This window comes from Caballeronia concitans (assembly GCF_001544615.1).
Lineage (GTDB): Bacteria > Pseudomonadota > Gammaproteobacteria > Burkholderiales > Burkholderiaceae > Caballeronia > Caballeronia concitans.
Window position 1 is genome coordinate 979,771 of record NZ_FCNV02000001.1, and the last position, 23,270, is coordinate 1,003,040.

Here is a 23,270-nt window from a genome sequence, read left to right on the forward strand (position 1 = left end):
AATCCGCCGACGTTACTTGGACGAAGCCATCCTGCGCTGTTCATCGAAGAACGCGCGCACGTGCTCGGGCAGTTCGGTCGCGAGAAATTCGACCGCCACCGGTTCCGGATCCGGGGAAAACACTTTGTCGGGCGTCGGGATCTTCGTCGGTTTCGCGTCCATGATTCTCTCCTCGGGTGACATCAACAATTTCGACTGCGTGCGGATGCGGCCCTTTTACGCCGACCGCATCCTTGCTAATCCAATACTGCTTACGCTGTTGATGCGTTATCGGATGCTCGCTGCTTCGACTTGAGCCGAAAGCGGCGCGCTAAATCCACGCATGATCGTTCGTGAGTCCTTCGGTAAATTTCGCTTAATGCATTCACGGCGACTGGCATTTATCAGCAATATCTTCGTGATCGCGCGCCGAAGGGCAACTGCCCGCAAAGCCGCGTGGCGCTTGGCTCCGCGCCTCTCCACAGCATCGACTCTAACGTCGTCTCTATAGGTATAACGATACCGGGAAACGATCGTTGACGCCTCATGCTGCGGGGCGGAAAATGGCTCGTTGTTGTATGAAAGCGCACATAACAAGCGAATTCGCGAAGCGGCCGGTGGGGAACGTGAAACGCATGGGCCGGAATTCGCCGAATTGCGCGCGAAGCTGAATCAATGCTGTGTGCGTTGCAGAAATGCAAACGCCGAAGCAGGGGCGGGCGGAGATCTCGGACAGCCCAAAAGCAAAAACCCGCGTCACTTGCGTGAACGCGGGTTTTTGTTTGCTGCTGAATCTTGATGGTGCCGGAAAGAGGAATCGAACCCCCGACCTTCGCATTACGAATGCGCTGCTCTACCGTCTGAGCTATTCCGGCATCAGAGAAACAAGATTATAGCGACCACATTCTCGTTTTGGCAATAGCCTGAATCAAATTTTCTTTTCGAGATGGTAGCGGGTCACGCGCTCGACCTCGTTCTTCGAGCCGAGGAACACCGGCACGCGCTGATGCAGGCTCGTCGGCACGATATCGAGGATACGTTGCTCGCCGTTCGTGGCCGCGCCGCCCGCTTGCTCGACGATGAACGCCATCGGGTTCGCTTCGTACATCAGGCGCAGCTTGCCGGGCTTCGACGGGTCGCGGCGATCGGCGGGGTACATGAAGATGCCGCCGCGGGTCAGGATGCGATGCACGTCCGCCACCATCGACGCGATCCATCGCATGTTGAAGTCTTCCCCGCGCGGGCCGTCCTTGCCCTCGTTCAGTTCGCCGATGTAGCGTTGCACCGGCTCGTACCAGTGGCGGCTGTTCGACGCGTTGATCGCGTATTCGTGCGTGTCGGCCGGCACTTGCATGTCGCGCTGCGTGAGCACCCACGATCCGAGTTCGCGGTCGAGCGTGAAGCAGTTCACGCCGTTGCCGGTGGTCAGCACGAGCACCGTCTGCGGGCCGTAGACCGCGTAGCCCGCGGCCACTTGCGCCGAGCCGGGCTGCATGAACGCTTCTTCGGAAGGCTCCGCGCCGTCGGGGCAGCGCAACACCGAGAAGATCGTGCCGATGGACACGTTGACGTCGATGTTCGACGAGCCATCGAGCGGATCGAACGTCAGCAGATAGTTGCCCTTCGGATAGCGATTCGGAATCGGGAAGATCTTTTCCATTTCTTCCGATGCCATCGCGGCCAGGTTGCCGCCCCATTCGTTGGCTTCGAGCAGGATTTCGTTCGACAGCACATCGAGTTTCTTCTGGACTTCGCCCTGGACGTTCTCGCTGCCGGCGGAGCCGAGCGCGTCGCCGAGCGCGCCCTTGCTCACCTGATAGCCGATTTGCTTGCAGGCGCGCGCGACGACTTCGATCAACAGGCGCAGGTCGGCCGGCAGGTTCTGATGCTGGCGCTGCTGCTCGATCAGGTACTTGGTGAGCGTGGTACGGCTGGAAATGGAGGACATGCTGGGCTCCGTGAGCGTTTAGACGAATGTTCACGATTCTAACCGCTCGATTCGGTCATTCCTTATGACAGCCTCCGGCATCGCCCGCCATAAGCGAGAACGGCCGCCGCACGAATCGTCGTGCGGCGGCCGTTCAAACTGCAAAATATCGTGACAAATCAGGCGTCAGCCGGCGAGCGCCTTTTCGACCACTTCACGCACATCGCGCGATTTCACCTTCGACGCAACCTCGGTCAGCGCGGCGTGCATCTTCTCGCGAAGCTGCGGGGTGAAGCGTCGCCACATTTCGAGGCCACGCGCGAGGCGGGCGGCGACTTGCGGATTGAGCGCGTCCAGCGCGATCACCTGTTCGGCCCAGAACGCGTAGCCCGAGCCGTCGACCGCGTGGAACTGCGCCGGATTGCCGCTGCAGAAGCTGAAAATGAGCGAGCGCGCGCGATTCGGGTTCTTGATGTTGAACGCCGGATGCTGCATCAGCTTGCGCACGATATCGATCACCTTGCGATCCGCGCCGCCGCGCTGCGTGGCCTGCAGCGCGAACCACTTGTCGATGACGAGCGGCTCGGTCTCGAACCGGCGATAGAAGTCCGCGAGCGCCGCGTCGGCGACGCTTGCATCCGCGCCCGCCGTCGAACTCGCGAGCAGCAGCGACGCGAGCGCAGCCGACCGGTCGGTCATGTTGTCGGCGGCGTCGTATTGCTTCTGCGCGAGCTGCACGGCTTCTCGCGCATCGTCGAGCTGGCTCAGATAGGCGAGCGCGAGATTCTTCAGACCGCGCTTGCCCGCATCTTCCGGCGTCGGCCGATATTCGCCCGGCGTGCGGTTCGCCTCGTAAAGCGCGAGCCACTTGTCGCGCAACTGCGAAGCCAGCCGCCGGCTCATGAACACGCGCGCCGCGTGAACGGCCGCCGGATCGGACACGCTCATCTGTTCGGCGAGATAGCTTTCGGACGGCAGCATCAGCGCGAGTTCGCGGAACGCGGGCGTGAGCGTCGTATCGTCGAGCACGCGGGCGAACGCGGCGATCGTTGCATCGTCGATGGAAAGCGCCTCGCCCTTCGACGCGCGGTCCGCGAGCGCGAGCAGTTCGCGCGTGGCAAGGCGCTGGCCCGCTTCCCAGCGGTTGAACGGATCGCTGTCGTGGGCGAGCAGGAACGCGAGCTGTTCGTTCGTATAGTCGAAATCGACGATGACCGGCGCCGAGAAATTGCGCAGCAGCGAGGGCAGCGGCGGCTCGTCGACATCGACGAACACGAACGACTGCTCGCGCTCCGTGAATTCGAGCACGCGCGTGGTGCCGCCCGGCTCCTGCTCGCCTTCGAGGCGCAGCGGCAAGTCCGCGCCGTTCGCGCCGATCAGGCCGACGGAGAACGGTATGAGCAGCGGCCCCTTCTGCGTGGCGCGCGAGGCCTCCGAGCCTTCGCCGTAGCCCTGCGTGAGCGTCAGCGTGTAGCGCTTCGCGGCGGCATTGTAGGAAGCACGCACCGTCACGCGCGGCGTGCCCGCCTGGCTGTACCAGCGCTCGTACTGCGTGAGATCGCGGTTGTTGGCGTCGGCCATGGCGCGACGGAAGTCGTCGCAGGTCACGGCCTGGCCGTCGTGGCGCTGGAAGTAGAGGTCCATGCCGCGCCGGAAGCCGTCGCGGCCGAAGAGCGTCTGATACATCCGCACGACTTCCGAGCCTTTCTCGTAGACGGTCATCGTGTAGAAATTGTTGATCTCGACGTAGCTTTCCGGGCGCACCGGATGCGCCATCGGGCCGGCGTCCTCGGCGAACTGCATCTGGCGCAGCACGCGCACGTCTTCGATGCGTTTCGTCGCCCGCGCGGCGGCGCTCGCCGCGCCTTCCACGTCGCCGGCGGCCATGTCGGCGGAGAACTCCTGATCGCGGAACACGGTCAGGCCTTCCTTCAGGCTCAACTGGAACCAGTCGCGGCACGTGACGCGATTGCCCGTCCAGTTATGGAAGTACTCGTGGCCGACCACCGCTTCGATATTCGAGAAATCGATGTCGGTCGCCGTCTCCGGATTCGCCAGCACGTACTTCGTGTTGAAGATATTGAGGCCCTTGTTCTCCATCGCGCCCATGTTGAAGTCGCTCACCGCGACGATCATGAAACGGTCCAGATCCAGTTCCAGCCCGAAGCGCTTTTCGTCCCAGCGGATGGAATGAATGAGCGAGTCCATCGCGTGACGCGTCTTGTCGAGATCCTGCGGCTCGACCCAGACTTGCAGCAGCTTTTCCTTGCCCGAACTCGACTGGATGCGCTCCTCGAGACACACGAGCTTGCCCGCGACGAGCGCGAACAGATAGCTCGGCTTCTTGAACGGGTCTTCCCATTTGGCGAAGTGACGGCCATCGGGCAAATCGCCTTCTTCGAGCAGATTGCCGTTCGACAGCAGCACCGGATACGCCGCCTTGTCGGCGCGCAGCGTGACCGTGTACGTCGACATCACGTCCGGCCGGTCCAGGAAATAGGTGATGCGCCGGAAGCCTTCCGCTTCGCATTGCGTGAAGAAGTTGCCGCTCGACACGTAAAGGCCGGAGAGCGTCGTGTTCTCGGCCGGATTGCAGACGCTTTCGATGACGAGTTCGAAGGCGTCGCCGGGAATATTGCCGATCGACAGTCCGTTCTCTTTCACCTGGACATCGGCGTGCGGCGCGCCGTCGATCATCGCGCTCACGAATTCGAGCTGCTCGCCCATTAGTTCGAGGCGGGGCGCAGGGCCGGCGGCGTCGGGATTGCGGCGCAGGCGCATGGTGTTCTTCACGACCGTGCGCGACGGCACGAGATCGAACTCGAGCGCGACCGAATCGATCAGGAACGCGGGCGGCGTGTAGTCCTCGCGGCGGATAACAGCGGATGCAGTCTGTTCGGTGTTGGACATGGCAGGATCGTGTAGGTGAGATGAGCGCGGCCGCATGGCGCATGCCGGATGCGGCGCCGCTACGGCACGAATGCACGCGCGGCAGGTCGAACCATTGTACAAAACGCCCGGCCGACGTGAGTCCACGGCGGATCGAGCACGTTCGGCAAGCCTGGTATCGGCTGTCTATAACTGAGAAAGGCAGTAGACGAAGTGAGGAAGACCATGAATCTCCCGATCCCGGCGACGCTCCTCCGCGCCGTCTGCGCGCTGGCCGCGCTGTGGCTCGCCGGCTGCACGAGCTACGTTCAGACGCGCGTGACCGCGTTCTCCGACTGGTCCGGCAGCGACGCCACCCGCACTTGCGCATTCACGCGCACGCCGGAGCAGCAGAACAGCATCGAACAGGCGACGTACGAGGTGCTCGTCGCGAACGAGTTGGCGCGGAATGCGTTCAAGCAGGCGCCGGAAGCGAGCGCGCATTACGAAGTGGCGCTCGCGTATTCCGTTCGCGGCGACATGATGACCGTGCGCCAGCCCGTCTATTACGATCCCTGGCCGATGTACGGCTACTACGGCCGCCCGTACTGGGGTCCGTGGGGCGGCTTCGGGCCGTATGGTCCGTGGGGTCCGACGGGTTACGTCGATCAGAGCTATCCGGTCTTCATCCATGCGCTGCAGATTCGCATGACGGACCGCGCGACGGGCCGCGAGGTCTACAAGGTGAGCGCGGTCAATTCGACCGGCGACGCATCGCTTTTCAACGCGATGCCGTACCTGGCCCGCAGCGCGCTCGCCGATTTCCCGCTCGGCAACGGCACGGTCCGCACGGTGACGCTGCCGTTGAACGCGAACGGCGGTGTCCCGAACGAGACGGCCGCATCGGTCGGTTCCGGGACCGGCGACCCGGCGGCGAAACACGTCGAATGAAGCGGGCGGCGCAATCCTTCCGCGCTTGTTCCGCGCGACGGATCGCCTCATGATCGCCCGCTAGCCTTGATGGAACGGGCGTTCGCCGGCGATGAACCGGGCGCCTGACCATGCAGTACGGCCCGATTAGCGATATATTCGCGGTCATGACAAAACCGTGTCCGCCCGATCCCACAGCCGTTCCGAAGCCCTCCACATGGGATGCGCGGCTCGCCCGCCGACTCGTCACTCCGCTCGTCGGCACCCCCGTCACGCCGAATCATTTGACGACATTGCGCCTGGCCATCGGCCTCGCGGGCGCTTACTACCTTTCGCTCGGCGATTTCTGGCTTTGCACGCTCGGCGCGCTGCTGATCGCGCTGTCGAATTTCGTCGATCATACCGATGGCGAACTGGCGCGCATCAGCGGTCAGTCGAGTAAAATCGGGCATTTTTACGACCTCGCGTCCGATGCGCTCATCACCGTGCTGCTGTTTCTCGGCATCGGTTTTTATGTGGCGGCGCATCATCCGTCCGTGGCGACGGCGGCGCAATGGCTCGGCGGCATCGCGGGCGTGGCGGTCGCGATCATTTTCTTCCTGCGCATGCGCATCGAGTCGATGGTCGGCAAGTCCGGCACGAAGCAGGCTTCGATGGGCGGTTTCGAAACCGAAGACGTGCTGTATCTGCTGCCCGTCGTCACGATTCTGAACGGCATGACGCCTTTTCTGATCGCCGCGTGCATCGGCGCGCCGCTGTTCGCAGTCTATGTCGCAGTGGATTATCGGCGAGTCGTGCGGCGCGTGCAGTCGGAAGCGGCGACGGGCGCGAACGTCACGACCAAAGCCACGCGCGGCAAGGACGGCAACGATTTTCAGGCGGTGAGATGAGCGATACGGTAATCCCGGTCAACAATGTCCAATACGAGCGCAAATCGACGCAGGCCGGGCGTCCGACGCCAGGCGAAATCGACGCAACGCTTTCCGCCCGTCTCGCGGCGCTGCCTGCGCCGAAGCTGCATTCGGACTACGAGAAACAGGGTTCCTTTCTTTATCTCGAAGATTTCCTGCCGCGCGAATACACCGAACGCCTGATCGCCGCCGTGCATGACGTGACGCCGGCCGTGAACCGCAACTATCTGCCGGGACACAAGGCGGGCGGCAGCGTGAGCCGCCATACGCTCGACAAGCTTGCGCCGTTCATCGCGGACCTGTACCGGTCCGAGGCGCTCATCAAGTGGCTCGAAGCGGTCAGCGGCGACAAGCTGCAACTGTCGCCGGAAGACGATCCGCACGCGTACGCGCTGTACTTCTATACGCGACCGGGCGACCACATCGGCTGGCACTACGACACGTCGTACTACAACGGCCGCCGCTACACGATGCTGCTCGGCGTCATCGATAATTCGTCCTGCCGGCTCGACTACGAGCTGCACACGCGCACGCCGAACGCGACGCCCGAGCCGGGCTCGGTGCAGTATCCGCCGGGCGCGTTCGTGTTTTTCGACGGCGACAAGCTGCGTCACCGCGTGACGCCGCTCGGCGAGAACGAAATGCGCGTGTCGCTCACCTTCGAATACGTGACGAACCCGCACATGCGGCCGTTCCAGCGCTTCATTTCGAACATGAAGGATTCGATCGCGTACTTCGGCTTCAAACAGGTCTTTCGCCGCAAAGGCGGCAAGAACGGACAGGCATGAGCCGCGCCGGAACATTCATGCTGTCGGTCGGCGTGGTGTTGTTCATCGCGCTGCTCGGCTGGCAGGGTTTCGGCTCCGTCGCCTCGACGCTGGCCGCTGCGGGCTGGGGGCTCGTCGCGGTCGCCGCGTTTCACTTCGCGCCGCTTCTGCTCGACGCCGGCGCAATCAGCGTGCTTTTTTCCCGCAGACAGCGCGACGTTTCCCTGCGCGATGCGCTGCTCGCGCGCTGGGCCGGCGAATCGGTCAACAGCCTGATGCCCGCGGGCCAGATCGGCGGGCCGATGCTGATGGTCCGCCATCTCTCGCAGCGCGGCATGCGCGCACGCGACGCCGCCGCCGTCATCACCATCAGCACGACGATGCAGACCGTCGGGCAATTGATCTTCGCGCTCGTCGGCGTCGTGCTGCTCACCGATTACGCGGCGGGCGGATCGTCGGGAGCCGTGTCGATTGCGGTGCTCGCGGTCGTCGGCGTGATCGGCGCGCTGATCTTCGGCTTCTATCTCGCGCAGCGGCGCGGTCTCTTCGGCCGCTCCATGCGCTTTGTCTCCGGCATCGCCACGCGGTTCTCGAAGAAGCGCGACTGGTCGTCGCTCGTCTCGCGCGCCGAAGCCGTCGATGTCGCCGTCCACGATCTCTATCGCGAACGGCGCAAGGTCGCGGCGAGCTTCGGCTTGAGCCTTGTCGGCTGGATTGTCGGCACCGGGGAAGTGTGGCTCGCGCTTAGCGTGCTGGGCCATCCGGTCGGCTGGACCGAAGCGCTGCTGCTCGAAAGCCTCGGCCAGGCGATTCGCGGTGCGGCGTTCATGATTCCCGGCTCGCTCGGCGTGCAGGAGGGCGGCTACCTGCTGCTCGCGCGCCTCGTCGGCCTGCCGCCGGAAGCGGCGCTCGCGCTGTCGCTCGCCAAGCGCGCGCGCGAACTGCTGCTCGGCGTGCCGGGCATCGTCTATCTGCATTTCGTTGAGAAAGGCTGGCAGCGCCGCCGTCTTGCGCGCGTGCCGGAAATCGACTGACTACCCTCGAAGGGAAAACAACCATGCGCGCAATCATTCTTGCGGCCGGGATGGGTTTGCGTCTCGTTCAGCCCGAAGGCCAGCAGAAACCGAAGTGCCTGCTGCGCTTCGGAGACACATCGGCGGGCTCGGCCGCCGATGCATCGCTCCTCGAACGCCATCTGCATTATCTGAAGACCGCGGGCGTCGATGAAATCGTCTTCGTGACGGGCTTCAAACACGAGCAGATCGAAGCGGAACTCGCGGCGATCGACTGGAAGCCGACGACCTCGACCGTCGTCAACGAAGAATTCACGCTCGGCAGCGTGCTGTCCGTGCACACCGCGCGCGAAGCGATGACGCGCGGCGGCGACGTGCTGCTGATGGACGCCGACGTGCTCTACGACGAGCGCATCATCGAACCGCTGGTGGCGGGCGGCTCCGTGAATCGCCTGCTGATCGACCGCGACTTCGAAGCCGGCGACGAGCCGGTGAAGCTGTGCATCGAAAACGGTGTGCCGGTCGAACTGCGCAAGCAGGTGGCGGCGGGACTGAAGTACGACACCATCGGCGAATCGGTCGGCTTCTTCCGTTTCGACGAAAAGACGGCTGCGCGTCTCGCCGATATCGTCGCGGATTACGTGAACACGGGCCGCGCGAAGATGCCGCACGAAGAAGCGGTGCGCGATCTTCTGCTGGAAAAGCGCCACGTGTTCGATATCGCCGATGTGACCGGCGCACCGTGGATCGAAATCGACTTTCCGAACGACGTGACGCGCGCCGCTGACGAAGTCTTGCCGCAACTGCGCCCGCTGCGTCAGTTCGCGGCGTAAGAGATAAGAGGACAATTCGACAATGAACGCACCCAGCAACATTCCGGTCGGCTATTCGCGCACGCTGCGCCTGCGCGAGATGCTGACGAGCAACCGCCTCGAATTCCTGATGGAAGCGCACAACGGCATTTCCGCGCGCATCGCGAAGGAAGCGGGCTTCAAGGCGATCTGGGGCTCGGGCCTCTCGATTTCCGCGCAGTTCGGCGTGCGCGACAACAACGAGGCGAGCTGGACGCAGGTCGTCGACAACCTCGAATTCATGGCCGACGCGAGCGATCTGCCCATTCTGCTCGACGGCGACACAGGCTACGGCAACTTCAACAACGTGCGCCGTCTCGTGAAGAAGCTGGAGCAGCGCGGCATCGCGGGCGTGTGCATCGAGGACAAGCAGTTCCCGAAGACCAACAGCTTCATCAATGGCGAAGCACAGCCGCTCGCCGACATCGACGAATTCTGCGGCAAGATCAAGGCCGGCAAGGATTCGCAGAGCGATCCGAATTTCTCGATCGTCGCGCGCGTGGAAGCGCTGATCGCCGGCTGGGGCATGGAAGAGGCGCTCAAGCGCGCCGAAGCGTATCGCCAGGCGGGCGCGGACGCCATTCTCATTCACAGCAAGCTCTCGAAGCCCGACGAGATTCTGACGTTCGCCCGCGAATGGGCGGGGCGCGGTCCGCTCGTGATCGTGCCGACGAAGTACTACAGCACGCCGACCGACGTGTTCCGTCAGGCGGGCATCAGCACGGTGATCTGGGCGAACCATCTGATTCGCGGCGCGGTTTCGGCGATGCAGGCGATCGCGAAGGAAATCCACGACAGCGAGACGCTCGTCAACGTGGAAGACCGCATCGCGTCGGTGAACGAAATTTTCCGCCTGCAGGACGCCGACGAATATTCCGCCGCCGAGAATCTCTATCTGACCGCCGCGAACGAGAAGCGCGGCGCGGTCGTGCTGGCGGCGAGCCGCGGCGCGGGCCTCGAAGCGGTCACGGCGGATCGTCCGAAGGTGATGCTGCCGGTCGCGGGCAAGCCGCTTTTGCGCCATCTGGCCGAAGCGTTCAAGAAGGAAGGCATCAACGACATCACCGTCGTCGGCGGTTATCGCGCGGACGCGATCGATGCGTCGGGCATCCGCCTGGTCGTCAACGCGAAGCATGAAACGACGGGCGAACTCGCGTCGCTCGCGTGCGCGGCGAAGCACATCACCGGCGATACTGTGATTTCCTACGGCGATCTGCTGTTCCGCAGCTATATCCTGCGCGATTTGGTGGAATCGGAAAGCGACTTCTGCGTCGTCGTGGATTCGTCGCAGACGCCGCAAGCGGGCGCATCCGCGACGGACTTCGCCTATTGCTCGACCGCCGACGATCGCGCGCTCTTCGGCCAGAAAGTGTGGCTGGAAAGCGTCGTCGGCGCGGGACAAAGCCTGACCGAAGGCCGCGCGCCGCAAGGCCGCTGGATGGGCCTCATCAACGTGCGCGGCGGCGCGCGCGAGCGTTTCATCGACACGCTGACGCAGCTTCAGCAGCGCGCGGACTTCGACACGCTCGACATGGCCGCGCTGCTCAACGCGCTGATCGCGGCGGGGCAAAAAATCGAAGTGCAATACGTGCACGGCCACTGGCGCGGCGTGAACGATCTCGACGACTTCCGGCGCGCGGGCGATTTCGCGCATGGTCAGACGCCTATCGGTTCGGAAGGCATGGAGAACGCGCGTGATTGAAGCCGCCGAGTTCGTCGAAGCGGCGCGCGCGCGCGGCTTCGACTGGTATGCGGGCGTGCCGTGCTCGTTTCTCACGCCGTTCATCAACTACGTGCTGCAGGACGAATCGCTGCATTACGTGTCGGCGGCGAATGAGGGCGATGCCGTCGCGTTGATCGCGGGCGTCGCGCTCGGAGGCGGGGCGAAGCGTCGCGGCATCGCGATGATGCAGAACTCCGGCCTCGGCAACGCAGTGAGTCCGCTGACGTCGCTCACGTGGACGTTTCGCCTGCCGCAGCTTTTGATCGTCACGTGGCGCGGGCAGCCGGGCGTCGCCGACGAGCCGCAGCACGCGCTGATGGGCCCCATCACGCCGCAGATGCTCGACACGATGGAAATTCCGTGGGAGCTGTTCCCGACGGAGAGCGATGCCATCGGCCCGGCGCTCGATCGCGCGACCGAGTACATGGATCGCACCGGCCGTCCGTATGCGCTCGTGATGCAGAAGGGCAGCGTCGCGCCGTATCAGCTCAAGAAGACCGGCTTGTCGGGCGTGCGCGTTGCCGCGCAACCGGCGGCGGTCGCGCGCTTCGAAGGCGAGCGCGTGTCGCGGCACGAAGCGCTCGAACGCGTGATCGCAGGAACGCCGAAGGATTCGACCGTCGTGCTCGCATCGACGGGCTTTTGCGGCCGCGAACTCTACGCAATCGACGATCGCGAGAACCAGCTCTATCTCGTCGGCTCCATGGGCTGCGTCACGCCGATGGCGCTCGGTCTCGCGCTGTCGCGCCCGGACCTGACGGTCGTCGCGCTCGACGGCGACGGCGCCGCGCTCATGCGCATGGGCGCGTTTGCGACGCTCGGCGCATACGGTCCGTCGAACCTGCTGCATTTGTTGCTCGACAACGGCGCGCACGAATCGACCGGCGGACAGGCGACCGTCTCGCGCGGCGTCGATTTCGCGTCGATCGCGTCGGCGTGCGGCTACGCGCTCGCGCTCGATGGCGACGACATCGGCGTGATCGATCGCCTGTTCGAAGCGAAAGCGCCCGAAGGCGCGCGCTTCGCGCGGCTGTCGATCAATACCGGCACGCCCGCCGACCTGCCGCGCCCGAAGATCACGCCCGAGGACGTGCGCGCGCGCCTGCAACGACACATCGGAGAACGCTGATGCTGCTGCTCAATCCTGGCCCCGTCACGCTGACCGAGCGCGTGCGCAACAGCCTTCTGCAAACGGACTTGTGCCATCGAGAGCCCGAGTTCTTCGATCTTCAGGATGAAGCGCGCAAACGTCTCGTCGCCGCTTACGAGCTGGATCCCGCCAAATGGACGGCGGTGCTGATGACCGGCTCCGGCACGGCGGCCGTCGAAAGCATGGTGGCGGGCATCGTGCCGGAAGGCGGGCGTCTGCTCGTCGTCGAGAACGGCGTGTACGGCGACCGTATCGCGCAGATCGCGAAACAGTACGGCATCGAGCATGAAGTCGTGAAGTACGAGTGGATGCAGGCGCCCGACATCGACGCGATCGTCGCCATGATCGACGCGAAGGCGTTCACGCATGTCGCGATCATCCATCACGAAACGACGACCGGCCGCCTGAACGCCATCGATGCGCTCTCGCGCGCGTGCGGCGAGCGCGGCGTGGGCTTGCTCGTCGATGGCGTCAGCAGCTTCGGCGCCGAAGCGATCGATTTCGACGGCGGCGGCATCGTCGCGGTCGCGGCGACGGCGAACAAGTGCCTGCACGGCGTGCCGGGCGCGGCGTTCGTGATCGTCCGGCGCGATGCGTTGACGAAGGCCGCGAGCCGCACGTATTACCTCGGCATCGCGCGGCTCGCGAAGCTGCAGGACGAGCGCAACACGCCGTTCACGCCGTCGGTGCATGCGTATTACGCGCTCGTCGAAGCGCTGCGCGAGTTCGAGGACGAAGGCGGCTGGCGCGCGCGCCACGCTCGCTATGCGGCGCTGGCCGAGCAGGTTCGCGCGGGGCTGGCTGCGCTGGGCATCGAGAGTGCGTTGCCGCCGGATGAATCGTCGGTGGTGTTGCGCGCGTATCGGCTGCCCGCGGGCGTCACGTACGAAACGCTGCACGACGCGCTGAAGGCCAAAGGCTTCGTGATCTATGCCGGGCAGGGCGGTTTGTCGAAGAGCCTGTTCCGCATCTCGACGATGGGCGCACTCGACGCAAGCGACATGGACCGGCTGATCGCATCGGTCGCCGAACTGGTGCGCTGATCAGGGCTTGCAGAAGATCGCGGTGACGAAGGGCGCGACGTGGTGCACCACCGCGTCGCTGCCCGCCGCGCGCACCCGCTGTTCCACTTCGTCGTCCCCGCCCCACACGACGGCGCCGTACGCCGCATCGCCGATCGGTTCGCCCTTGCCTTGCCTGAAGAGCGGATCGTCTTTCTGATACGCCACGAGCGCGTACACCTTGAAGCCATAAGCCGTCAGCGTCGATCCCTTCGTCGGCCTGAACGCATTGACCGAATTCGGTTCGACGCGCATCGGTTTCTTTTCGAGCAAGCCGTCGTCCTGCAATGGCGCGATGAAGTCGTGCGGCGTGGACTTGCAATCGAGTTGCGATTCGAGCGCCTTGGTGCCGGCGTGCGCGAACGTAGCCCACGCGGTCAGCGCGAACGGCAAGGCGAGGCGGATGATTGGGCGGGCGAGCGTCATGTCTAAGCGACGTAAATGGCATCGGGCATGCTAACCACAATGCAAAAAACATGCATGAGCCGCGCCGCGCAGATTCCCCCGCGCGAATCTCGCTCAGGCCGCCAGTTCCAGCTTCGCGGTCTTGCGGTTGTCGCGCGCATGCACGCGCTTGCCCGCCGCGTAAGTCTCGTACACCGCGCGATCGTCGCCGAGCAGCGCGAACGCAAAGAGCAATTCTTCGAGCGATTCCGTTCGCGCCGTGCGACGCGCAAGCAGCGGCGTCGCGGCCGGATCGAGCACGACGAAATCCGCTTCGCTGCCCGCCGCCAGCGTGCCGATCTTGTCGTCGAGATCGAGCACGCGCGCCGCGCCCGTCGTCGCGAGCCAGAACATGCGCGTCGCGGTCAGATGATGACCCGTCAGGCGCGCGACCTTGTGCGCTTCGTTCATCGTTTGCAGCATCGAGAACGACGTTCCGCCGCCCACGTCCGTCGCCAGCGCGACCGGCATGTTTGACGCGCCAGCTTTCTCAAAATCAAACAAACCGCTGCCGAGAAAAAGATTCGATGTCGGACAGTGCGAAGCCACCGCGCCGGTTTCGGCCATGCGCTGGCGGTCGGCATCGTCGAGATAGATGCAGTGGCCGTACACCGCGCGCCGCCGCAGCAGGTTGTAGTGATCGTAGATGTCGAGATAGCTGCGATGCCCCGGAAAGAGGCTTTCGACCCACTTGATCTCGTCGGTGTTCTCCGCGACGTGACTCTGGATGAACACATCGTGATGCTTCTGCGCGAGCGCGCCGCACGCTTCGAGCTGCGCTTCCGTCGATGTCGGCGCGAAGCGCGGCGTCAGCGCGTAATGCTGGCGGCCGCGTCCGTGCCAGCGCGCGATGAGTTCGGCGCTGTCGTCATAGCCGGATTGCGCCGTGTCGCGCAGGAACTCGGGGCAATTGCGATCCATCAGCACCTTGCCCGCGACCATGCGCAGATCGCGCGCATCGCTTTCGGCGAAGAAGGCATCGGCGGACTGCTTGTGGACCGTGCAGTAGACGAGCGCGGTCGTCGTGCCGCAGGCGAGCAGTTCGTCGAGGAAAAAGCTCGCCGTCTCGCGCGCGACGGCCGGATTCTCGAAGCCGCGCTCGACCGGAAACGTGTACGTGTTGAGCCACGGCAACAGGCCCGACGCGGGCGACGCGATCATGTCCGTCTGCGGATAGTGAATGTGCGAGTCGATGAAACCCGGCACGATCAGCTTGTCGCGCATGGTGTGGACGGTCGCGTCCGGGCCGAGCCTGTCGCGCAGCGACGCATACGCGCCTGCCGCGGCCACCTTGCCGTCCTCGACGATGAGCAGGCCATCGGCCTCGTACACGGCGCCATCGGCGGCATGCGCGGGGTCGTCGCGGAAGGTGAGCAACTGGGCGCGGTAGGCGGTCTGAGTCATGGTGCAACGTCTCCGGTTTCTAGGAATGTCTACAACTGCGAAAGCAGCACGATCGAGAAGGCCGCGATGACCCACATCGCCGGCTTGATTTCCTTCGCGCGTCCCGTCGCCGACTTCAGCACGACGAACGCGATGAAGCCGTACGCCACGCCGTCCGTGATGGAGTACGTGAGCGGGATCAGGATCATCGCGAGGAACGCGGGAATGGCTTCATCGAAGCGATGCCATTCGATCTTCGTGATCGCTTCCATCATGAACACGCCGACGAGCACGAGCGCGGGCGCGGTCGCGATCGCGGGAACGAGCGACAGAAGCGGCGAAAGAAACAGGAACGGCAGGAAGCACAGGCCCGCGACGACGGCGACCAGCCCCGTGCGCCCGCCCGCCGAGATGCCCGCCGCCGATTCGATATACGCGTTCGCCGGGCTCGTGCCGAGTGGCGCGGAGACGAGCGCGGAGAAGGCGTCGACCATCATCGACTGGCGGATGTTGCGCGGATCGCCCTTCGCGTCGTAGAGCTTGCCGGCTTCGGAGATCGCCATGAACGTGGAGAGCGCGTCGAAGAACGACGTGAACAGCATCACGAAGATGAACGGCCAGTAGACCACCTTCAGCGCGCCGACGAGATCCAGTTGTCCGATGCCCGAGAAGTCCGGCGCGGAAAAGAGACCGTTCCAGTTGACGAGCGTTTTCGTGGCGATGGCGGCGGGCCAGTACGCGGTGCCGTCGCCCCAGACGCGGCCGATCGGAATCGCGATGATCGTCGTGAACACGATGCCGAGCATCAGCGCGCCGGTCACTTTGCGCGCGACGAGAATCGTGGTGACGGCGAGGCCGATCAGGAACGTGATGACGACCGGATTGAGCGATGCCGAATGCACGATGGTCACCGGATCGCCGACGACGAACTTCGCGTTCACCAAGCCGATCAGGCTGATGAACAAGCCGATGCCGCATGACACCGCATGCCGCAGGTTCGCGGGAATCGCATCGACGACGAGCTTGCGCGCGTTGAAGACCGCGAGCACCGCGAAGATCACGCCGGCCCAGAACACGCAGCCGAGCGCGGTCTGCCACGGCATCTTGCCGCCATGAACCATCACGAAGGCGAAGAGCGCGTTCATGCCCATGCCGGGCGCGACGAGCACCGGATTGCGCGCATAGAGACCCATCGCGCAGCTGCCGAGAAAACTGACGATGACGGTGGCCGTCAGCGCCGCGGGAAACGGCACACCCGCTTGCGAAAGAATGCCGGGATTGACGACGATGATGTACATCGCCGTGAGAAACGTCGTGATGCCCGCGACGACTTCGGTCTTGGTGCGCGATCCCGCCGCGCGAATGCCGAAGAAGCGTTCGAGTGCGGTGGTGTCGCGTTGAGTGGTGACTGTGGTTTCCATCTTTATTGCTTGCAGTGCGTTATTGCGGGTTATTGCAGGTATTGCAGCGTCTTGCGGTTATTGCTTCCAGTACGCGTCGAGGCGCGCGATCATGCCGTCGCGTTCTTCATCGCTCACGAACGACGCTTCCAGGCTGTTGCGCAAGAGCGTGTAGACCTCCTTGTCCGAGAGCTTCAGCGCATCGACGATGGCGAAGTAATTCGCGTTGACGTAGCCGCCGAAGTACGCGGGATCGTCGGAGTTGATCATCACCGCGACGCCCTGATCGAGCAGGTCCTTCAGCGTGTGCTTCGTCATGTCGTCGAACACGCAGAGCTTGAGGTTCGACAGCGGGCAGACGGTCAGCGCGATGCGTTCATCCGCGAGACGCGCGACCAGCGCCGCGTCTTCGATGCTGCGCACGCCGTGATCGACGCGATCCACTTTCAGCAGATCGAGCGCTTCGTACACATACGACGGCGGACCTTCCTCGCCCGCGTGCGCGACGAGCTTCAGCCCGCGCTCGCGCGCCTTCGCGAACACGCGCTCGAACTTCGACGGCGGATGCCCGCGTTCCGACGAATCCAGCCCGACGCCGATCAGCCGATGCGGATACTTGTCGAAGAGCGGCAGCGCGGAATCGAACGTGGCGAGCGCGTCTTCTTCCGAAAGATGACGCAGGAAGCACAGGATCAGGCGCGAACTCAGGCCGCGCGCTTCGGCTTCGGCGAGCGCGCCTTCGATGCCCGCGACGACCGTTTCGATCGGCACGCCACGTTCGGTGTGCGTCTGCGGATCGAAGAAGATTTCGGCATGCGCGACGTGGTCTTCGAGCGCGCGCTCGACGTAGGCCATCGTCATGTCGTAGAAATCCTGCTCGGTGAGCAGCACGCTCGCGCCGGCGTAGTAGATGTCGAGAAACGATTGAAGGTCGCTGAACGCGTAGGCGGCGCGCAGGGCGTCGATGGAGCCGTACGCGAGCTTCACGTTGTTGCGTTTCGCCAGTTCGAAGATCAGCTCGGGTTCGAGCGATCCTTCGATGTGGATATGCAGCTCCGCCTTGGGGGCGTGCGCGATCTTGTCGGCGAGTGTGGGATTCATGGGCTTGTTGTTGGGCAGTTAAACGGTTTGCGACGACGAAGCATGCGCCATGTTGGCTTCGACCGCCTGCAGCAGCTGGGCTGCCGCTGCAACGGCGATCACTTCGGGCGCTTTATCGACGATGCCGTCGATGCCGATCGGACATACCATCCGTCGGATACGCGCGGGGTCGATGCCGCGCGCCGCCAGCCGATGCTCGAACTGCCGGCGCTTCGTGTGCGAGCCGATCATGCCGAAGAACGCGAAGTCGCCGCGCGCGAGAATGCGTTCGGCAAGCGCGAGATCGACGGCATGGTTGTGCGTCATCACGACGAAATACGTGCCGGGCGGCGCGTTGTCGACGGCTTCGTCCGGGGCGTCGTTCGGCTCGATCGTCACGTTGCCGGGGACGAATTGCGCGGCCGGAAAAGCGGCGTCGCGTTCATCGACCCAGGTGACGTGGCAAGGCAGCGTCGCGAGCACGCGCACGAGGGCCGCGCCCACGTGACCCGCGCCGAACAGCACCACCTTGAAGTCGCGCGGCGCGACGGTTTCGGTGAGCAGCGCGCCGCTTTCGTCGAAACCGGCGCCGTCCCACAACAGGCAGTCGGCGTCTTCCGCGCCCGGCTCGGGATCGGAGAGCATGACCGCGGCGGGCATCGGCGCGAAGGAAACGCTGCGCACGGTCGAAAGACCTTGCGCCGTGCGTTTCGCAAGCGACGTCACCCAGTTGAGGTCCGACACGTCGAGCCGCTCGAAAGCGAGCACGACCGCGCCGCCGCAGCACTGGCCGAGGCTCGGGCCGAGCGCGAAACGCTCGAGCCTTCGCATGCGCTGCATGTGCATGCCGTCCTTAAGCACTTGCCGCGCGGTTTCGATCGCCTTCCATTCGAGATGGCCGCCGCCGATGGTATAGCGGGCGTCCTCGCGCGTGACGATCATCTTCGTGCCCGGCTCGCGCGGCGCGGAGCCTTCGACACGCGCGACCGTCACGAGCACGACCGCGTCGCCGTGCGCGAGCAGGTGTTGCAGGTCGGTCAGCCAAACTTGCATCGATGGGGCTCCGGAAAATGATCGTGTTTGCGTCGTCGCAGGCGCTAGTTTACCGGCAGGGCTTCGTTCGCCTCGACCGTGAGCGCGTCGAGCGCATCGAGAATCGCTTCGGGCGTCGCGGGCGCGCGCAGCTTCGGCGCGTCGGGCGCATCGGGCGCAATCGCCGCGATTGCACGCCGGATCGCCAGCAGCACGGAGAACGCGAGCAACAGCGGCGGCTCGCCGACTGCCTTCGAGCGGAAGATCGTCGGCTCGGCGTTGCCGTTGTCGTACAGCGCGACGTTGAACGCGGCGGGCGTATCGTTGACGGCGGGAATCTTGTACGTGGAGGGCGCGTGCGTCATGAGCCGCCCGTCGCGGTTCCACCAGAGTTCCTCGGTCGTGAGCCATCCCATGCCCTGGATGAAGCCGCCTTCCACTTGCCCGATGTCGATGGCCGGATTGATCGAGCGCCCCGCGTCGTGCAAGAGATCGGCGCGCAGGAGCTTCCATTCGCCGGTGAGCGTATCGACGACGACTTCCGACACCGCCGCGCCGTACGCGAAGTAATAGAACGGATGGCCGGTCAGCGTCTTCGCGTCCCAGTGGACTTTCGGCGTCGCGTAGAAGCCGTCCGACCACAACTGCACGCGCGCGAGATAAGCGGCCGCGACGAGCTGATCGAACGGCATCTGCCCGCCGTTCGACGCCACGACGCCGCCGGAAAAGCGCACGTCCGCCGCCGCGCCGCCGAGCTGCTTCGCGGCGAGATCGGCGAGACGCGCGCGGATGGCGAGCGCGGCGTCTTCGGCAGCTTTGCCGTTGAGGTCGCTTCCGGTCGATGCCGCCGTCGCCGACGTATTCGCGACTTTCGACGTATCCGTGGCCGTCACCCGCACGCGCGCGAGGCCGATGCCGAACACGCTCGCCACGACCTGCGCGACCTTCGTGTTGAGCCCCTGCCCCATTTCCGTGCCGCCGTGATTGACGAGCACCGAGCCGTCCTTGTAGACGTGCACGAGCGCGCCCGCCTGGTTCAGGAACGGCACGTTGAACGAGATGCCGAACTTGACCGGCGTGAACGCGATGCCGCGCTTGAGCACCGCGCTCGCCGCATTGAACGCGGCGATGTCGGCGCGGCGCGCGGTGTAATCGCTCGATGCGACCAGCGCGTCGGTCAGCGGTGCGATCACGTTGTCCGCGACCGGCTGGCCATACGGCGTGACGTCGCGCTCGCCGATGCCGTAGAAATTCGCGCGCCGCACGTCGAGCGGATCGCGTTTCAGCCGATGCGCGATTTCATCGAGCATCACTTCCATCACGAGCGCGCCTTGCGGGCCGCCGAAGCCGCGAAACGCCGTGTTCGACTGCGTGTTCGTCTTGCAGCAGAACGCGCGGATATCGACATCGCTCAGGAAATACACGTTGTCGAAGTGGCAGACCGCGCGCGTCGCGACCGCGCCGGACAAATCCGCCGAATAGCCCGCCCGCAGCGCGATGTCGACGCGCGCGCCTTCGATGCGCCCGTCGTCGTCGAAGCCGACTTCGTATTCGTAGACCGCGTCGTGGCGCTTGCCGGTGATCATGAAGTCGTCGTCGCGGTCGGCGCGCAGCTTGACCGGCCGCTTCAACAGATGCGCCGCGAGCGACGCGACGCACGCGAACAGCGCCGATTGCGATTCCTTCCCGCCGAAGCCGCCGCCCATGCGCCGGCATTCGCACACCACCGCGTTCGACGGCCAGCCGAGCATATGCGCGACGACTTGCTGCATTTCGCTCGGATGCTGCGTCGAACTGTAGACGAGCATGCCGTCCGATTCCTTCGGCACGGCGTACGCGACTTGTCCTTCGAGATAGAACTGTTCCTGCCCGCCGACTTCGAATTCCCCAGCGATACGATGCTTCGCGCCCGCGATGCGCGCGTCCGGATCGCCACGCTTCAGATGCAGCGGCGGCAGCACGAACTGCTTGCGCGCTTTCGCTTCGCGCGGCGTCAGCACGGCTTCGAGCGGCTCGTAACGCACGACGTCTTCGGTGCGTGCGAGCGCGGCGGCGCGGCGCGCCAGATCGTGCGTCTCGGCGATGACCGCGAATACCGGCTGGCCGAGATACTGCACTTCGTCGGCGGCGAGGATCGGATCGTCGTGGAGCACGGGGCCGCAATTGTTCTCGCCGGGAATGTCGGCGGCGCTCAGCACGGCGATCACGCCCGGCGCGGCGCGCACGGCATCGAGATCGAGCGAAACGATGCGCGCGTGCGCATGCCGCGACAGCCCGAGCGCCGCGTGGAGCGTGCCGCGCAATTCGGCGATGTCGTCGGTGTAGATCGCCTCGCCGCTCACATGCAGCGCCGCCGATTCGTGCGGCAGCGGGGCGCCCGCTGCGTCGCGCACGGCGGCATCGAGTTCGACCGGTTCGCTGGCCTTGTTCATGGCTGCTCCTCGGAAACGGATGCGTGCGCGCCGTAGGCGAACGCGTTCACTTCGGCGAGCGCGAGCGGCGCGTCGGCACGCGTCTCCAGATAGAAGCGCAACAGCACGTTACGCGCCACCTTCGCGCGATACGCGCTCGATGCGCGCATGTCGGTGAGCGGCTGGAAATCGCTGTCGAGCGCGGCCATCGCGGCGCGCACGCTGGCTTCGGTCCAGTCGCATCCGGTGAGCGCCGCTTCCGCATTCGACGCGCGTTTCGGCGTCGCGGCCATGCCGCCGAACGCGATGCGCGCGTCCGTCACGCGATGCGCGCCGTCGAGCCTGATCGCGAACGCCGCGCAGACGGCGGAGATGTCCTGGTCGTAGCGCTTCGACACCTTGTAGGTGCGGAACCGCAAGTCGGCGCTTGGCCGTGGCACGCGAATCGCCGCGACGAATTCGCCCGCCGTGAGCGCGGTCTTCTGATACGCGAGGTAGAACGCATCGAGCGGCACGGTGCGCGTCTTGTCGCCGTGTTGCAGCACCAGTTCGGCGTTCAGCGCGATGAGCGCGGGCATGGAATCGCCGATCGGCGAGCCGTTCGCGACATTGCCGCCGATGGTGCCCGCATTGCGTATCGGCCGCGACGCGAAGCGCGTCCACAATTCCGCGAGTTCCGGGTAATCGGCGGTGAGCGCGGCGTAGGCATCTTCGAGCGATGCCGCCGCGCCGATCGTCAGATGCTGCGCGTCGCGCTCGATGCGCTTCAACTCGTCCACATTGCCGATGAACAGAATGTCGCCGAGATCGCGGAATTGTTTCGTGACCCACAGGCCGATGTCGGTGCTGCCCGCAAGCAGCCGCGCGTTCGGATTCGCTGCGCGCAGGCGGGCGAATTCGGCGCGCGTGACGGGCGCGCGATAGACGCTCGCGTCGCTGGCATCGGTGGCGCGGTATTCGAAGGTCTGCGTGCGGCGCAATTGCGCGAGCGACGCCTCGATCGCCGCGCGGTCGAACGACGGCTGCGGATAGTCGAACATGCGCTCGGCGGCATCGACGATCGGCCGATAGCCGGTGCATCGGCACAGATTGCCGGAAATGGCGGTGGCGATTTCGTCGCGCGAAGGCGGGCCGGCATCGTTCGGATGCGCGTGATACAGCGCCCACAGCGACATCACGAAGCCCGGCGTGCAGAAGCCGCATTGCGAGCCGTGGCAATCGACGAGCGCCTGCTGCACCGGATGCAGCGCGCCATCCGCGCCGCGCAGGTCTTCGACGGTGAACAGGGCGCGGGAGTCGAGCGTCGGCAGGAACTGGATGCACGCGTTGACGGCTTTAAGCGCGAGCTTGCCGGCTTCGTCGAGTTCCCCGACGACGACCGTGCACGCGCCGCAATCGCCTTCGGCGCAGCCTTCCTTCGTGCCGGTGCAAAGCTCGGTCTCACGCAGATGCTGGAGCACCGTGCGTGTGGCGGGCGCGTCGTCGATTTCGCGGACGGCGCCGCGCCAGAGAAAGCGGATGGTTTGCGTTGTCATGAGCGAGCAGGGACATTGCGGACCAGGCGCGCGTTACGCGGTTTGTCGCTTGTATCGCCGAAGGCGGCAAGCGGACTGCGCGCACGTAGATCGCCATCCAGCCTCGACCATAGCACCGCAATATCCCAAAAATATTTTCGGGACGGTATCAAGATTATGCGGAAGCGCTGATGCGGGGAAGCGAAAAGCGAAGGAGCGGTTAAGCGACGCGCGCGGGCGGGCGGCAGACTGCGCGCCCGCGCGGGAGAAGAATCAGCGGACAGCGGCGCGCAGCCGGCGCTTCGAGAACAGGCTCGCGAGCACGAGCACGAAGATGATGCCGAACGCAACGAGCGACCACTGCGGCAGCGACAGGCCGAGTATCGGCGGATACGGCGTTTCGCAAAGACCAGCCACCTTGAACACCTGCGGCAGCCAGCGCGCGGGCGGAAGGCTATCGACGACGGGCTGCAGCGTATCGAAGCCGCAACTGAAGCCGGGACGCGCCTGCACGTAGACGTGCCGCACGGCCGTCGCGATGCCGCCGAGCGCCGACAGCGCCACGAGCGTTTCGAGCACCGCAATGCCGCGCCAGCCGTTCAGGCCCGCGCCGAGAAACGCGAACACGGCGATCAGCACGAAGAAATAGCGCTGGATGATGCAGAGCGGGCACGGATCTTCATGCTGAAAGAACTGCAGATAGAGCGCGCCGCCGACGAGCGCGAGGCACACGAAGCCGAGCAGCGTAAGGAGCCGGCGCTCGCGTCGCACGACGCGGTCGTCCTCGTGCATCGTGAAGTGATGGAGATGGTTGTTCATTATTTCG

19 protein-coding genes and 1 tRNA gene are annotated in these 23,270 nt (G+C 64.9%); 8 read left to right on the top strand and 12 right to left on the bottom strand.

Annotated features, from left to right (window positions below; translation table 11 throughout):
* Positions 1-12: 12 nt before the first annotated feature.
* The 4 genes from AWB72_RS29080 to pepN all read right to left on the bottom strand — a co-directional run bounded on the left by AWB72_RS29080 (position 13) and on the right by pepN (position 4,816).
* The gene (locus tag AWB72_RS29080; protein ID WP_040051837.1) at positions 13-162 is read right to left on the bottom strand and encodes a hypothetical protein; all 150 of its coding nucleotides are present in this window, start codon (positions 160-162) and stop codon (positions 13-15) included.
* A gap of 616 nt (positions 163-778) precedes the next feature.
* Positions 779-854: transfer RNA gene (locus AWB72_RS04580), tRNA-Thr, on the bottom strand.
* A 53-nt stretch (positions 855-907) separates the two neighbouring features.
* A complete protein-coding gene (locus AWB72_RS04585) occupies positions 908-1,927 on the bottom strand; it encodes a class 1 fructose-bisphosphatase (RefSeq protein ID WP_040051838.1) in 1,020 nt (339 codons plus the stop codon).
* A 165-nt stretch (positions 1,928-2,092) separates the two neighbouring features.
* Positions 2,093-4,816 carry an aminopeptidase N gene (pepN, locus tag AWB72_RS04590; protein ID WP_040051839.1) on the bottom strand — a complete coding sequence of 908 codons (2,724 nt, stop codon included), beginning with the start codon at positions 4,814-4,816 and terminating at the stop codon, positions 2,093-2,095.
* Between the two features lie 204 nt (positions 4,817-5,020).
* Between pepN and AWB72_RS04595 the strand changes: the two genes are divergently transcribed.
* The 8 genes from AWB72_RS04595 to AWB72_RS04630 all read left to right on the top strand — a co-directional run bounded on the left by AWB72_RS04595 (position 5,021) and on the right by AWB72_RS04630 (position 13,162).
* A complete protein-coding gene (locus AWB72_RS04595; RefSeq protein WP_040051840.1) occupies positions 5,021-5,725 on the top strand; it encodes a DUF4136 domain-containing protein in 705 nt (234 codons plus the stop codon).
* A 146-nt stretch (positions 5,726-5,871) separates the two neighbouring features.
* Complete coding sequence (locus tag AWB72_RS04600) at positions 5,872-6,594, top strand: CDP-alcohol phosphatidyltransferase family protein (protein WP_040051960.1); 723 nt, start codon at positions 5,872-5,874, stop codon at positions 6,592-6,594.
* The gene (locus AWB72_RS04605; protein ID WP_040051841.1) at positions 6,591-7,403 is read left to right on the top strand and encodes a HalD/BesD family halogenase; all 813 of its coding nucleotides are present in this window, start codon (positions 6,591-6,593) and stop codon (positions 7,401-7,403) included. Before AWB72_RS04600 ends, AWB72_RS04605 begins: the two co-directional genes overlap by 4 nt.
* Positions 7,400-8,416, top strand: a complete 1,017-nt coding sequence (locus AWB72_RS04610) for a flippase-like domain-containing protein (protein ID WP_040051842.1) — start codon at positions 7,400-7,402, stop codon at positions 8,414-8,416. Before AWB72_RS04605 ends, AWB72_RS04610 begins: the two co-directional genes overlap by 4 nt.
* A gap of 23 nt (positions 8,417-8,439) precedes the next feature.
* On the top strand, positions 8,440-9,228 hold the full coding sequence (locus AWB72_RS04615; RefSeq protein WP_040051843.1) for a phosphocholine cytidylyltransferase family protein: 789 nt from the start codon (positions 8,440-8,442) through the stop codon (positions 9,226-9,228).
* A gap of 22 nt (positions 9,229-9,250) precedes the next feature.
* Positions 9,251-10,948 carry a phosphoenolpyruvate mutase gene (gene aepX, locus AWB72_RS04620; protein WP_040051844.1) on the top strand — a complete coding sequence of 566 codons (1,698 nt, stop codon included), beginning with the start codon at positions 9,251-9,253 and terminating at the stop codon, positions 10,946-10,948.
* Positions 10,941-12,098 (top strand): phosphonopyruvate decarboxylase, encoded by a 1,158-nt coding sequence (gene aepY / locus AWB72_RS04625; protein ID WP_040051845.1) that lies wholly within the window; start codon positions 10,941-10,943, stop codon positions 12,096-12,098. Before aepX ends, aepY begins: the two co-directional genes overlap by 8 nt.
* Positions 12,098-13,162 (top strand): 2-aminoethylphosphonate aminotransferase, encoded by a 1,065-nt coding sequence (locus tag AWB72_RS04630; RefSeq protein ID WP_040051846.1) that lies wholly within the window; start codon positions 12,098-12,100, stop codon positions 13,160-13,162. Before aepY ends, AWB72_RS04630 begins: the two co-directional genes overlap by 1 nt.
* Here the strand turns inward: AWB72_RS04630 and AWB72_RS04635 are convergent, their stop codons facing one another.
* The 8 genes from AWB72_RS04635 to AWB72_RS04670 form a co-directional block, all read right to left on the bottom strand.
* Positions 13,163-13,606, bottom strand: coding sequence for a hypothetical protein (locus AWB72_RS04635; RefSeq protein WP_040051847.1), 444 nt, complete (start codon positions 13,604-13,606; stop codon positions 13,163-13,165).
* 93 nt (positions 13,607-13,699) lie between these two features.
* A complete protein-coding gene (gene guaD / locus AWB72_RS04640; protein WP_040051848.1) occupies positions 13,700-15,028 on the bottom strand; it encodes a guanine deaminase in 1,329 nt (442 codons plus the stop codon).
* Positions 15,029-15,057: 29 nt separating this feature from the next.
* A complete protein-coding gene (locus tag AWB72_RS04645) occupies positions 15,058-16,428 on the bottom strand; it encodes an NCS2 family permease (RefSeq protein ID WP_040051849.1) in 1,371 nt (456 codons plus the stop codon).
* A 57-nt stretch (positions 16,429-16,485) separates the two neighbouring features.
* On the bottom strand, positions 16,486-17,508 hold the full coding sequence (locus tag AWB72_RS04650) for an adenosine deaminase (protein WP_040051850.1): 1,023 nt from the start codon (positions 17,506-17,508) through the stop codon (positions 16,486-16,488).
* Positions 17,509-17,526: 18 nt separating this feature from the next.
* The gene (gene xdhC, locus AWB72_RS04655) at positions 17,527-18,540 is read right to left on the bottom strand and encodes a xanthine dehydrogenase accessory protein XdhC (protein ID WP_040051851.1); all 1,014 of its coding nucleotides are present in this window, start codon (positions 18,538-18,540) and stop codon (positions 17,527-17,529) included.
* A 44-nt stretch (positions 18,541-18,584) separates the two neighbouring features.
* Entirely contained in the window at positions 18,585-20,951 is a 2,367-nt protein-coding gene (gene xdhB, locus AWB72_RS04660) for a xanthine dehydrogenase molybdopterin binding subunit (RefSeq protein WP_040051852.1), read from the bottom strand.
* On the bottom strand, positions 20,948-22,465 hold the full coding sequence (xdhA, locus tag AWB72_RS04665; RefSeq protein WP_040051853.1) for a xanthine dehydrogenase small subunit: 1,518 nt from the start codon (positions 22,463-22,465) through the stop codon (positions 20,948-20,950). The genes xdhB and xdhA overlap by 4 nt, the downstream gene beginning before the upstream one ends.
* A 252-nt stretch (positions 22,466-22,717) precedes the next feature.
* Positions 22,718-23,236 carry a disulfide bond formation protein B gene (locus AWB72_RS04670; RefSeq protein WP_040051961.1) on the bottom strand — a complete coding sequence of 173 codons (519 nt, stop codon included), beginning with the start codon at positions 23,234-23,236 and terminating at the stop codon, positions 22,718-22,720.
* Between the last annotated feature and the right edge of the window lie 34 nt (positions 23,237-23,270).

What these genes read in the sequence shown, in the direction of transcription:
- AWB72_RS29080 (WP_040051837.1), bottom strand. Translation starts at nt 162, where the DNA reads ATGGACGCGAAACCGACGAAGATCCCGACGCCCGACAAAGTGTTTTCC.
- AWB72_RS04585 (WP_040051838.1), bottom strand. Translation starts at nt 1,927, where the DNA reads ATGTCCTCCATTTCCAGCCGTACCACGCTCACCAAGTACCTGATCGAG.
- pepN (WP_040051839.1), bottom strand. Translation starts at nt 4,816, where the DNA reads ATGTCCAACACCGAACAGACTGCATCCGCTGTTATCCGCCGCGAGGAC.
- AWB72_RS04595 (WP_040051840.1), top strand. Translation starts at nt 5,021, where the DNA reads ATGAATCTCCCGATCCCGGCGACGCTCCTCCGCGCCGTCTGCGCGCTG.
- AWB72_RS04600 (WP_040051960.1), top strand. Translation starts at nt 5,872, where the DNA reads ATGACAAAACCGTGTCCGCCCGATCCCACAGCCGTTCCGAAGCCCTCC.
- AWB72_RS04605 (WP_040051841.1), top strand. Translation starts at nt 6,591, where the DNA reads ATGAGCGATACGGTAATCCCGGTCAACAATGTCCAATACGAGCGCAAA.
- AWB72_RS04610 (WP_040051842.1), top strand. Translation starts at nt 7,400, where the DNA reads ATGAGCCGCGCCGGAACATTCATGCTGTCGGTCGGCGTGGTGTTGTTC.
- AWB72_RS04615 (WP_040051843.1), top strand. Translation starts at nt 8,440, where the DNA reads ATGCGCGCAATCATTCTTGCGGCCGGGATGGGTTTGCGTCTCGTTCAG.
- aepX (WP_040051844.1), top strand. Translation starts at nt 9,251, where the DNA reads ATGAACGCACCCAGCAACATTCCGGTCGGCTATTCGCGCACGCTGCGC.
- AWB72_RS04630 (WP_040051846.1), top strand. Translation starts at nt 12,098, where the DNA reads ATGCTGCTGCTCAATCCTGGCCCCGTCACGCTGACCGAGCGCGTGCGC.
- AWB72_RS04635 (WP_040051847.1), bottom strand. Translation starts at nt 13,606, where the DNA reads ATGACGCTCGCCCGCCCAATCATCCGCCTCGCCTTGCCGTTCGCGCTG.
- guaD (WP_040051848.1), bottom strand. Translation starts at nt 15,028, where the DNA reads ATGACTCAGACCGCCTACCGCGCCCAGTTGCTCACCTTCCGCGACGAC.
- AWB72_RS04645 (WP_040051849.1), bottom strand. Translation starts at nt 16,428, where the DNA reads ATGGAAACCACAGTCACCACTCAACGCGACACCACCGCACTCGAACGC.
- AWB72_RS04650 (WP_040051850.1), bottom strand. Translation starts at nt 17,508, where the DNA reads ATGAATCCCACACTCGCCGACAAGATCGCGCACGCCCCCAAGGCGGAG.
- xdhC (WP_040051851.1), bottom strand. Translation starts at nt 18,540, where the DNA reads ATGCAAGTTTGGCTGACCGACCTGCAACACCTGCTCGCGCACGGCGAC.
- xdhB (WP_040051852.1), bottom strand. Translation starts at nt 20,951, where the DNA reads ATGAACAAGGCCAGCGAACCGGTCGAACTCGATGCCGCCGTGCGCGAC.
- xdhA (WP_040051853.1), bottom strand. Translation starts at nt 22,465, where the DNA reads ATGACAACGCAAACCATCCGCTTTCTCTGGCGCGGCGCCGTCCGCGAA.
- AWB72_RS04670 (WP_040051961.1), bottom strand. Translation starts at nt 23,236, where the DNA reads ATGCACGAGGACGACCGCGTCGTGCGACGCGAGCGCCGGCTCCTTACG.